Source organism: Alphaproteobacteria bacterium (assembly GCA_030740435.1).
Lineage (GTDB): Bacteria > Pseudomonadota > Alphaproteobacteria > UBA2966 > UBA2966.
This window is the reverse complement of sequence record JASLXG010000152.1, coordinates 1-10,017: the sequence shown is the minus strand read 5'-3', so window position 1 is coordinate 10,017 and position 10,017 is coordinate 1. Positions and strand designations below refer to the sequence as shown.

The 10,017-nt window shown below is 67.1% G+C and carries 11 protein-coding genes; 2 read left to right on the top strand and 9 right to left on the bottom strand.

The window, feature by feature from the left end; all coding sequences use genetic code 11:
* The 3 genes from QGG75_15750 to QGG75_15740 all read right to left on the bottom strand — a co-directional run.
* Positions 1–1,552 (bottom strand): patatin-like protein (locus QGG75_15750; protein ID MDP6068689.1); only part of this gene is annotated, 1,552 nt, incomplete at its 3' end.
* Positions 1,553–1,645: 93 nt separating this feature from the next.
* Entirely contained in the window at positions 1,646–2,197 is a 552-nt protein-coding gene (locus QGG75_15745; GenBank protein ID MDP6068688.1) for a gamma-glutamylcyclotransferase, read from the bottom strand.
* Entirely contained in the window at positions 2,197–3,081 is an 885-nt protein-coding gene (locus tag QGG75_15740; GenBank protein MDP6068687.1) for a DMT family transporter, read from the bottom strand. The genes QGG75_15745 and QGG75_15740 overlap by 1 nt, the downstream gene beginning before the upstream one ends.
* A gap of 123 nt (positions 3,082–3,204) precedes the next feature.
* On the opposite strand from QGG75_15740, the gene QGG75_15735 reads away from it, so the two are divergent.
* The gene (locus tag QGG75_15735) at positions 3,205–4,245 is read left to right on the top strand and encodes a DUF2125 domain-containing protein (GenBank protein MDP6068686.1); all 1,041 of its coding nucleotides are present in this window, start codon (positions 3,205–3,207) and stop codon (positions 4,243–4,245) included.
* Positions 4,246–4,253: 8 nt separating this feature from the next.
* Here the strand turns inward: QGG75_15735 and QGG75_15730 are convergent, their stop codons facing one another.
* Together QGG75_15730 and QGG75_15725 are read right to left on the bottom strand one after the other, a co-directional pair.
* Entirely contained in the window at positions 4,254–5,138 is an 885-nt protein-coding gene (locus QGG75_15730) for an NAD(P)-dependent oxidoreductase (GenBank protein ID MDP6068685.1), read from the bottom strand.
* A gap of 16 nt (positions 5,139–5,154) precedes the next feature.
* Entirely contained in the window at positions 5,155–5,724 is a 570-nt protein-coding gene (locus QGG75_15725) for a hypothetical protein (protein MDP6068684.1), read from the bottom strand.
* A 151-nt stretch (positions 5,725–5,875) separates the two neighbouring features.
* Here QGG75_15725 and QGG75_15720 point away from each other — a divergent pair, with 151 nt between their 5' ends.
* A complete protein-coding gene (locus QGG75_15720) occupies positions 5,876–6,172 on the top strand; it encodes an SHOCT domain-containing protein (GenBank protein ID MDP6068683.1) in 297 nt (98 codons plus the stop codon).
* A 181-nt stretch (positions 6,173–6,353) separates the two neighbouring features.
* Here QGG75_15720 and QGG75_15715 read toward each other — a convergent pair whose 3' ends face one another.
* From QGG75_15715 to QGG75_15700, 4 genes are all read right to left on the bottom strand, one after another.
* Positions 6,354–6,740, bottom strand: coding sequence for a HEPN domain-containing protein (locus QGG75_15715; GenBank protein ID MDP6068682.1), 387 nt, complete (start codon positions 6,738–6,740; stop codon positions 6,354–6,356).
* Positions 6,724–7,077 (bottom strand): nucleotidyltransferase domain-containing protein, encoded by a 354-nt coding sequence (locus tag QGG75_15710; protein MDP6068681.1) that lies wholly within the window; start codon positions 7,075–7,077, stop codon positions 6,724–6,726. The genes QGG75_15715 and QGG75_15710 overlap by 17 nt, the downstream gene beginning before the upstream one ends.
* Before the next feature lie 82 nt (positions 7,078–7,159).
* On the bottom strand, positions 7,160–8,206 hold the full coding sequence (locus QGG75_15705) for a hypothetical protein (protein ID MDP6068680.1): 1,047 nt from the start codon (positions 8,204–8,206) through the stop codon (positions 7,160–7,162).
* Positions 8,203–10,017, bottom strand: a 1,815-nt coding sequence (locus QGG75_15700) for a TolC family protein (protein MDP6068679.1), incomplete at its 5' end; no start/stop codon positions are given. The genes QGG75_15705 and QGG75_15700, both read right to left, overlap by 4 nt.

The following is a 10,017-nucleotide window of genomic DNA, read 5'->3' as shown; positions in this document are numbered from 1 at the left end:
TACCCGCCGAGTAGGCCCAGCTGTCGAGGGCGGCGCGGATCGCCTCGGCCTCCACGGAGCTTTCACCGCTGCCGCACCTCAGGGCGATGCGCTCGGCGACGAACTCGACAACCATGGCAAGTTTCAGCCGCACGTAACCTTCGTAGGCGAAGCCCGATTCTTTCGCGGCAGCGACGTTGGCGGCTTCGCGCCAGGCGCGGATGGTTGCGCTGTTCGTGTTGCTAGGCAGCGCCTCCCCGACCACCGAGCGGACCAATTCGATCACCCGGGGGCGTGCCGCCTCGACGACTGTGCGAAGGCGTCGTGTCTTTTGGTTCAGCATGTCGACCAGCGCCAGGTCGTCGAAGACCGGCTCGTTGCGCGGGATGTCGGAAAGGGCACCCCTCAAGGTGCGGAAAAAGCCGGGACTGCGACCGTCGTGAGGCGGTGGGGCGCGGCCTGGATCAGGATCGATGTAGACCAGCCGGCGGTCGACTTGGCGCAGGGCAGGGCGGCGTCGGATGGCTTGAATCGCTTCGAAAAAGGGCTTGTTGTTCAATACGCTGCCGTCAACGAAAGAGGTTTTGTCGGCTTCGCCACCGGCCGCAGCATAGTGGCCCAGATTGTGGGCCAGAAACCGATCACGCATCGTCCAGGATCGGCCATCACGGTGCAGCACCTCGTCGATCTCGGAGAGCTGGGTCGGCGGGAAGGCACCTGGGAACGACGATGTCGCACGTGCGGCGAAGGTCAGCGCCGGGATGCCGCTCTCTTCAAAGTCGGAGACGATCTCGCCGCCGGGCCAGCGCTGGTAATGGAATCGCAAGGTATGACGGTGCTCGCGTTCGTCTATGCGCGGCGGATCGTGCGTCGGGATACGCCGTGCGTAACCGTAGAAATCGGTCAGCGTAACGAAGAGTTCGAGGGGCAGGCCGGCCAGCACCAGTGACGAGCCGGCGTCGCCGACAGCCGCCATCTGGCGCAAGGCGTGGTCGATGAGGGAGGTCAATTGGGCGCCATCGAAGGGCGGCCGGAACCAGCGCGAACGGAGAAAGATCGAAAGCTTTGTTCGGATCTCACGGTCTGGCGCGAGGTGGCGCAAGCGGCTCCTGGTCAAGCCCCAGATGAGGGGCCGCAGTATCCATTTGCTCCATACCCGGGCCTTGCGGTCCGGCGCCAGCAACCGGGTCACGTCGGCCTCTTCCAGCCACAAGTCCCGCAAGTCGTCCATCGAGAGGTCGTGGGCCAAGGCGCGAGCCAGGAAGATGCCGTTCACACCGCCCGCCGAGGCGCCGGCGATGATGTCGACCACGACCCGTAGATCCAGGCGCTGGCCGATGGCTTTGAAAAGATCGAAATAGACGGCCTCGGTATCGATCCTTTCTCCACCAGCGCCCGCCCCGGCGGTGTCGTGAAAGGCGACAGCTTGGCGATCGGCCAAGTCGGGAAACGAATGATAGGCACGCGAGGCGCGCACCAACTTCAAGATATCCTTGACCACGCCATGCATATAGACGGCAAGCGATATGCCACCGTAACAGACCAGCGCGATCCGCAGTTCCTTTTCTTTCACAACCGTCCCTGACTTGCCCCGCAAGTCGTGACCTTACCCTTGCGCCGATCGCATCGCTAGCGGCGGCGAAGCCATCTCTGGAGGAAATGCGGGCTAGCCCTCGACCAGCCTGAGAAGTCGTTTAAGCCCGGCCGCAGCAATCCCCATCTCGTCCATATGGGCCACGGCGTCGCGCAGGTAATCGGGGTTGGCGCCGCTTATGCCGCGGCCGTGGCGGATCAGCGGTGCCATTTCGGTCGGGCCCAGGCCGCCGGCGTATTGCGGGCTCTGGCGGTCGACGATGAAGACCAGCGCCTCCTGGCGCCGGCCCGCCAGCCTGATGGGGCGGAGCCGGGGCAGGTAAACGGCGGTCGGCATCTCGCGCTCATAGAGGTATTGCAGCACCGCCGGGCGCTCGGCATCGGCGATCTCGTAGGCCCGACCGCGGCAGGAGCCGCCGCTATCGAGGCCGAGCACCAGACCGGGGCGGCGCCGGCTGCCGCGGTGGACCCAGGAATGGACGTAGAAGCCGCGGTGGTAGCCGTGCAACAGCGCCGCTTGGACCTGCAGGTGGCGAAACCCCGGCCGCCACATCAGCGAGCCGTAGGCGAAGACCCAAAAGGGCCCCGGCCGGTCCAGCAGCGCCGCATCGACGGCCGGGGCCATCAGGCCCGGATGTTGATCAGGGCGACGCCGAAGACCGCCACCGCCATGCCGGCCAGGGCCATCGGGTCAAGGGTCTCGCCGAACAGGAAGTAGGCGATCAGCGCCGTCGACGGCGGCACCATGTAGAACAGGCTGGCCACCCGTGAGGCCGCGCCGCGGCGGATCAGCATGAGCAGCAGAAAGACGGCGCCGATCGACATCACCGAGGTCAGCCAACCCAGGGCAATCAGCAAGTCTGCGCTCCACACCACCTCGCCGCTCTCGTAGAGCCAGGCGAACAGCCAGATCACCACGCCGGCGCCGAGGTACTGCACGATGGACCCGGTCCTCAGGTCCATCTCGGCACAGAAGCGCTTGTGGTAAAGCGTGCCGCCGGTAATGCCCGCGAGCGCCAGCACCGACCAGGCCATGGCCAACGGCGTGCCGACGCCCAGCGCCAGCTTGTTCGAGACCACCAGGGCCACGCCCAAGACGCCCAGCACGAATCCCAGCCATTGCCGGGGCGTGATCCGCTCGCCCAGGAAGGGGCCGGCGGCGATGGCGGTGAGCAACGGCTGAAGGCAGACGATCAGGGCCGAAACGCCGGCCGGCACGCCCTGGTGGATGGAGGCGAAGACGCCGCCCAGGTACATGGCATGGATGCCCAGACCGGCCACCACGATGTGTCCCACGGCGGCCCAACTGCGGGGCCAGGGCGCCTTCATGAAATAGCTCAGCACCAGCAGCACGGCGGCCACGATGACAAAACGAATGCCCAGAAAAGTCATGGGCTCGATGTAGGGCAGGCCCAGCTTGGCGCCGATGAAGCCGGTGCTCCAAAGGAACACGAAGAGGCCGGGCATGGCGGCAAGCATAAGCGAACGGTCGCTGGTCGGTGCGGTCATGGCGGGATCCACAGGGAGTCCGAAGGGGGAAGGCCGGAGGACTTTCCCACGGCTGGCGCTGTGCCCGTGCTGCGTCTATAACGGCGGCGCAGGCCACCCGCAAGCCCCCCAACCCCGAGGTCCATGCCCCGCCTTCCGGTCACAGCGACCACAGCCGTTTTCGCCAGCTTCATCGTCTTCGCCGCCCTGGCGGGCTACGGCTGGTACTGGAGCCATGTCGCCGGCCGCCTGCCGGTGGAACTCGAGCGCTGGGCCGAGGAGCGCCGGGCCGAAGGGTTCCAAGTCTCCCATGGTGGCGTCGAGGTCAAGGGCTTTCCCTTTTGGCTGAAGGTGCAGATTGCGGAGATCGGCCTGGCCCAAAGCGCCGGCCCTGAAAGCTGGTCGCTGGCCGCCGCCGAGCTCGAGGCCACGGCACGGCCCTGGAACCTGAACGCCGTCGCCCTCGTCCTGCCCCGCGGCCTTTCCCTCGAGGCCGGCAGCGCTGACGTCCGCCGCAGACTCAGCGCCCGCGCCGCCGGCGGCGCAGGCGCGCTCGAGTTCGCCGCCGCGGCGCCCTGGGGTCTGCGCCGCGGGGCCGCCACCTTCGAGGGCATCGAGGCCGCCTCGCCGGCACTGCGGGGCCCGGTCAGGGCGGCCTGGCTGAGCCTGGAGGCCTGGCACGACGCGGCCCAGCGCCAGCCCACGCTGCGCCTCACCATGGCCGGCCAGGACCTCGAGCTGCCGCTGGCCGAGCCGGCGCCGCTGGGCCGCCGGCTGACCGCCTTCACGGCCACCACGGCACTTGCCTATCCGCTGCCCTGGCCGCCCCACCGGGCCGGCATCGCGGCCTGGCGCGACGACGGTGGCGTGGTCGAGCTGGAACAACTGGAAGCCACCATGGGCCCGGTCGATCTCGGCCTCGAGGGCACGCTGGCGCTGGACCGGGCGATGCGGCCGCTGGCCGCCCTGAAAGCCCGGCTACGCGGCTGGCGCGAGGTGGTCGAGGTTCTGGTGGCGACCGGGCATCTGAGTGTTTTCGAGGGTGCCGCGGCCAAGATCGGTCTCAGCCTGATGGCCCGGGAAGGCGGGGTCCTGCACCTGCCGCTGACGGCCCAGAACGGCCAGCTCAGCTCGGGCCGAATCCGCCTCGGCCGCCTGGCGCCGGTCTTCCCGCCCGCGGAATAGCGCCGGCGCTACTCCTTGGCACCGCCGTAGAAATCGTAGAGGAACGTCGGCTCCTTATATGCGTGGCCCTGGGCCTCGAGCAGGCGGTAGAGCTGTGCCGCCGTCGCCGTCATGGGCATGGCGGTGCCGCTTTGGTAGCCCAGGTCGAGCGCCGTCTCGACGTCCTTGAGCACGGTCTTGACGTGGCCGAAGGGCTCGTCGACGCCGGCCAGCATGCGCGGTACCAGGATCTGGAAAAGCGTCGAATCGGCAAAGCCGCCGCGCAAACATTCGGTCAGCTTGGCGGCGTCGATACCGGCGTCGCTGGCCAGCCGCACGGCCTCGCCGATCATCACGAAGCTGCAGCCGGCGATGACCTGGTTGACCAGCTTGGTGACCTGGCCGGCACCCGTGGGCCCCATCAGGGTGTAGCGCGCCGACATCTCTGAGACCGCCTCGACGGTTCTTTCGAAGTCGGCCTGGTGGCCGCCGGCCATGATCGCCAGCGTGCCCTGTTCGGCCCCCATGGCACCGCCCGAGACCGGTGCGTCGATCCAGGCCCAGCCGCTGGCCTGACGCAGATCAGCCGCCATCTCGCGGCAGGCGTCGGGACGGATCGAGGAATGATCGACGAAGATCTTGCCACTACCGTCGACGCTGGCCAGGCCGTTCGCACCGAAGGCCACCTCACGCACCGCCGCGGCGTCGCTGACGCAGGCGAAGACGATGTCGGCAAACTCGGCCGCCTCGGCCGGGCTGGCTACGGCGTGTGCGCCGGCCGCCGCCAGGGCCGCGTCCTTGCCGGCCGAGCGGTTCCAGACGGCCACCTCGTAGCCCCCGTCGAGCAGGCGGCGCGCCATGCGGCCACCCATGATACCGAGGCCGAGATAGGCCAGTTTTTGCCGCTTTGCCATAGTGGATCTCCTTTATCTAAAGCCCGGTTACGAAGCGCGCCATGACGATGATGATGGCGATTTGCATGAGCCCCTGCGAGGCCACCACGCGAACGTAACGGCGCATCCAGCGACCGACCTTTTCCATGTCGGGCTCGGGCTTCAGCATCTCGAAATAGACCAGCAGGTTGGTCGGCAGCAGCATTCCCAGCCCCTGCACGGTCAGTACGGTGACGACGATCAGGGCCGCCTCCAGCCACCAGAACTGCGGGTAGGGAAGCTCGAAATAACCGCCGCGCTGGGCCAGGAACCAACCCGTCGCGGTGGTCATGATCGACAGCGTCGGCATGATGAAGATCATGCGCGGCATCAGGCGGATGATGAATTCGCGCCGTGCCGGCGGCGCCAGGCGGCGCATGATGGGACCGATGACGAAACCCATGAATAGGTCGATGCCGGTCCACAAGAGGCCGGCCAGCACGTGCAAAAGGTTGAGCAGGTAGTAATCGCCGCTGGCCACGACCGCCACCAGCAGCGCCGCGGCGGCGGCCACCCACCACAGGTTTTGCAGCCGGATTCGGGGATACTCTGCGTCGTCCGATGTCATTGGGATCCTGCTTCGGGCAATTAATTGTAACCGATTGTATCAGCCCCCAGGCCTGTCACAGAGCGTTACCAATTGGCCCCTGGGCGCCGCTGTCATCGCCGGGCAGGGTGCTTATCTGTGGCCTGGAGAGATGATTATTGGAGCAAAAGCGATGAAAAACCTGCTTGTCGGAACCGCCACGGCGGTCGTTACCTTCACCCTCAGCCTGCCGGCCCTGGCCGACGGAGCCTATTGGGACCCCATGCACCACGGCGGCGGGGCAGTGCACGGAATATTCTCGTTTCTCGTGGTGGCCCTGGTCGGGGTCGGGCTCTTTGTGCTGTTGCGCCGCCGCGGCGTCTGCGGCCATGGCGGCCGTCATTCGGCCCGCGCCATCCTGGACGAGCGTTTCGCCAAGGGCGAGATCGACCAGGGGGAATACGAGGGGCGTCGTGACGTATTAAGTTAGCCCTCGTTGATCCCAGTCACCCACTCCCCCTCCCAATCACCCATCAACGGTACCTGTCAGTTGTTGGCAAGGGGAGCGGGTGGCCGGGAGGCCGGGGCGGAGTGGTCCCTTCATCACCATGATTCGCTCTTCCCGGGGATGGTCAATTTTGTCCACGCCGCTGGCATGAGCGCCGCTCCGCTCAAATCAATTCATCGCGGGCCTTTTTGATCAATACCGCGATTCGCTCAGCGCCGGCTTGCGTTTCCTCGGGCAGTGGGGCCGAGGGAATCCTTCCTCCGGGCGTCGGATAGCGGAAGGTCGTTGCATAGGGCGTATAGATGTCGAGGGGACGCAGGACGGCCTTCCAGGAATCGGAGTCAGGTATCTTCTCAACCAGCACATCCAGCCGGTGCTCGACGCCGGATTCGATGTTCCTGGCGAGCATCACAGCCTTGATAAGTTTCTCCGACGCCTGTTGGCAGTGGTAGGCGGCGTACCTGTTTTTCTCCCTGGAAAGAACCCTGACCGCCGCCACGTCCTCATCGGCCAACGCCAGCAGAGAAGCGATCCTACGACGCTCGCTCATAGATCAATTTTCCGTGCAGGAAGGCCGCCCGAGCCAGTGTGTCGATTTCGTCCTTTTCTTCATCGAACTCGCTCAGCGTACAGGGCACCAGGTCCACCGGCACTCCAAGCCCCCGGGTCACACCCCAGGCCTTGACGGGATCGAGTTCGTCCTCGGGCGTTCCGTCGGGCATGATGGCAAGCAGATCATAGTCGCTGTCGGCACGCGCCCGCCCCAGCGCTCGGCCACCGAAGAGCCAGATCGCCAAGGGATCCATCCGCTCGACGATGCGCGCGAGCAGCGCTGCCGGAAGATCGGCGTTTGCCTCCGCGTTCAAACGCTCAGTTTCGGTCGTCATAGTCCCTTTTCTCCCGGCGGAGCACAGGCAAAACGATAGGCGAAGAAGCCCGAAGAAACAAATGCGGGCTAGAGTGAGCCCCTCACTCCTCCCGGTGCTTGGTCGCCTCGATGTCGAACTGGATGCGCAGCATGCGCCTGAGAAAGAGGCTTTCGCGTTCGCTGGCATCGGGGCCCAGGCCGGGTGGTGCCGTGGCCTCGTCGAAACGGCCCAAAAGGCCGAGCGCCAGGCGTTCGGCGAGAAAATCCCGGATCTCGGGCGGCAGCCCGCCCAGCAACGGCGCCGCCTCGACGTCGTAGAGGCAGGGCGCGCCGCGGGCCCCCGGGCCCCCCGGGTCCAACGTCGCCAGCACCACCGAGAAGCGGGCCGCGGTGGCTTTCATGATCCGGGCCGCGGCATTTTCGGGATAGGGCCTGTCGGCCACCAGGAAACGCTCCAAGCGCTCGATCTCGGCCGTGTCCGGGGCCTCGAGGGCCAGCGTCAGCAGCACCCGGCCGTCGAGGCAGAAGGCGCGCACGATGGTGCCCTCGCGGGCCTCCGCCAGCAGCACCGGCGGCCGCTCCGTGCCGATCAGGGCGCGGCGCTGCTTGGCGCGGAAAACCTGCCAGGCGGCCCGGCCCGTGGCCGGCCGCCAGAGCACCAGGTCATGTCTTTCCGCGAAGGCCCGGGCCTCCTCGGGATCGTTGCCGCAGAGCCAATCGGGCACTTTCAGGCGGGCTTTGGCGGCGGCCCCGAATAGCGCCGGCTTGGCGTAGTTGGCGATTAGCGCCTCGACCGGATTGAAGACGGCGACGCCCCGCGCGGCCAACTCGGAGAGCAGGCTGTAGAGGTGGCTGAAGCCTTGCTGTTCGAGCACGTAGCGCGATTGCCAGAGCCCCCAGTCGAGATTGTCGGCGGCAGCGGGCAGCACCGGATCCTGGTAGGCCAAGCCATAGACGAAGACGGATCCGAGGGTCTCCAGGTCGATGCCGCCCAGCGTCAGGTGCTCGTACGTCAAGTCCGAGGGCGTGCCGCCCAGGGGATCGCAGGGCTCATGCACGAAGGCACCCGGCGCCAGGCGTTCGCCGGCCGCTGCCAGCTCGGCGGCAAAGCCGTCGTCGCCCAGCGAGAGAATCAGAATCCGCGTCATCGCTCATCCTCCCGCCCGGAAAAGTACGCCAGTTGGCCGTGGCGCCCCAGCGTCGCCAGGCGCAGGCGCTCGAACGCCGTGGCGGCGGTGCGCAGGGCGAAGTCGCGGGCCAGCACGCCCTGGGCCGCCAGGTAGGAGGCCTCGGCCTTCTTGGTGGCGATGCGCCCGGCCAGCAGGCCGGCCTCGGTGTCGAGCAAGCGGCGGGTGGTGAGGATGATCTCGTCCTCGCTGACCAGGCCGCGCTCGCGCCGCGAGGCCAGGAAGTCGAAGGCCTGGCGCATCGCCTCGAGGGATGCGGAGAGCGCCTGGATGCGCTTTCTGCCGCTGATGATCGTGGTGGCGCCATCGAGCACCTGGCGGCGCAGGCCGAAGAGCGTCTGGCGCTGGCTGAGAAGGCTGGAATTGAACCCCAGCCGGGCACCGCGGGCCGAGGCCAGGGCGGCCCGATTGGCCAGCGGGCGGCTATAGGAAAGGGTATAGGATTCGCTCACCGTATCCGGGTGCATGGCCATGCCGACGCTGTCCTTGTAGCGCCGATAGCCGTATTCCGAGCCGTCCTGGGCGTTGCTGCGGCTGTAGCTGAAGGTGGCGTCGGGCCGGGCCTGGTTTTCCGCGAAGGCGACCGAGTTCCGGGCGATGCGGACGTCGAACTGGGCCACCTGGATAGCTGCCGGCTGGCTGGGCAGGCGGGCCAGGGCGACCTTGATGTCGGGCTCGAGGACCTGCTGCAAAAGGGCGCTGTAGCCGTAAGGCACGATCAGGCGGTCGCGCTGCCCGACGGCACTGTAGTCGACCTGGGCTTGCAGGCCGTAGGAAGCGTCGAGATAACGCCGCTGCGCGGTCTGCAGCCGCACCCGAGCGCTGGCCAGTTCGGCCTCCATCTGGGCCAGGCCCAGATTAGTCACGTAGCCAAGCTGGAAGAGCCGCCGCGAACGCTCCGTCTGCTCCGCCACCAGGTCGCGGTTGCGATCGGCCAGATGGAGGTTTTCGAGCGCCTGAACCAGATCCCAATAGCTGCCCTCGACGCCCAGCAGGACTTCGTCGAGCAGGCTGCGGAAGCTGGCGAACTGGCGCCCGGCACTCAGCTTGGCGGCACGAATGCCGCTGTTGTCGGGTCCGTCGGCGCCGAAACCCTTGAGGTAGGGCAGGCTGGAGGCGAAGCTGAAGCTCAGGGTGGAGGAAAACGGGGCATCGTACTTGTGGCCCTTCTTGTAGAAGACGTCGCGGTCTGTGGTGACGTTGCTGACCCCGAAAATACCGCCCCAAGGTAGCACCTGGTCGACGCCGACGGTGTAGAAGCGGCTCTGCGTCGGCCCATTCGTGTCGTCCAGGCTGGCCTCGACGATCTCCGGCGAATCGAACTCCTCGTCCTGGGGCCGAAACGCGATGGCGGTGACCTGAGGGTCGGTGCGGTTGGGGTTGGTCGGTACGGATTGGTCAGTGGGCTGAAAGTTCTTGCGGTTGACGAAGCCGTCTCGCGAACGATGGTGATTGGTCAGGCGGTCGTAGGAGACGGCGACGCTGAAGGTCGGTGCGAACACCGCTTCGGCCTCGGCCAGGCTCTCGCGCGCCTGATCGACGCTGAGCCGGCCCAGCGCGAGGCGCTGCTGTGCCTCCAGACTGCGAAGTGCAGCTTGGCGCAGCGTCCAGGCGACGATCTTCCGGCCCCTGCCCAGGGCTTCTTCGACGATGCGGCGCCGCCGTGTCTCGCCAGGCGTGGCCAGACCCCTGGCCTGGCCGTCGATGGCCGCGGCGATCTCGTCGACGACGCGCTGCGGCGGTGTCTCGTCGGCGCTAGGGGATTGCGCCGC

Coding starts and splice junctions, on each gene's coding strand:
- QGG75_15740 (MDP6068687.1), bottom strand. CDS start 3,081: ATGACCGCACCGACCAGCGACCGTTCGCTTATGCTTGCCGCCATGCCC.
- QGG75_15720 (MDP6068683.1), top strand. CDS start 5,876: ATGAAAAACCTGCTTGTCGGAACCGCCACGGCGGTCGTTACCTTCACC.
- QGG75_15705 (MDP6068680.1), bottom strand. CDS start 8,206: ATGACGCGGATTCTGATTCTCTCGCTGGGCGACGACGGCTTTGCCGCC.
- QGG75_15710 (MDP6068681.1), bottom strand. CDS start 7,077: ATGACGACCGAAACTGAGCGTTTGAACGCGGAGGCAAACGCCGATCTT.
- QGG75_15735 (MDP6068686.1), top strand. CDS start 3,205: ATGCCCCGCCTTCCGGTCACAGCGACCACAGCCGTTTTCGCCAGCTTC.
- QGG75_15725 (MDP6068684.1), bottom strand. CDS start 5,724: ATGACATCGGACGACGCAGAGTATCCCCGAATCCGGCTGCAAAACCTG.
- QGG75_15730 (MDP6068685.1), bottom strand. CDS start 5,138: ATGGCAAAGCGGCAAAAACTGGCCTATCTCGGCCTCGGTATCATGGGT.
- QGG75_15715 (MDP6068682.1), bottom strand. CDS start 6,740: ATGAGCGAGCGTCGTAGGATCGCTTCTCTGCTGGCGTTGGCCGATGAG.
- QGG75_15745 (MDP6068688.1), bottom strand. CDS start 2,197: ATGGCCCCGGCCGTCGATGCGGCGCTGCTGGACCGGCCGGGGCCCTTT.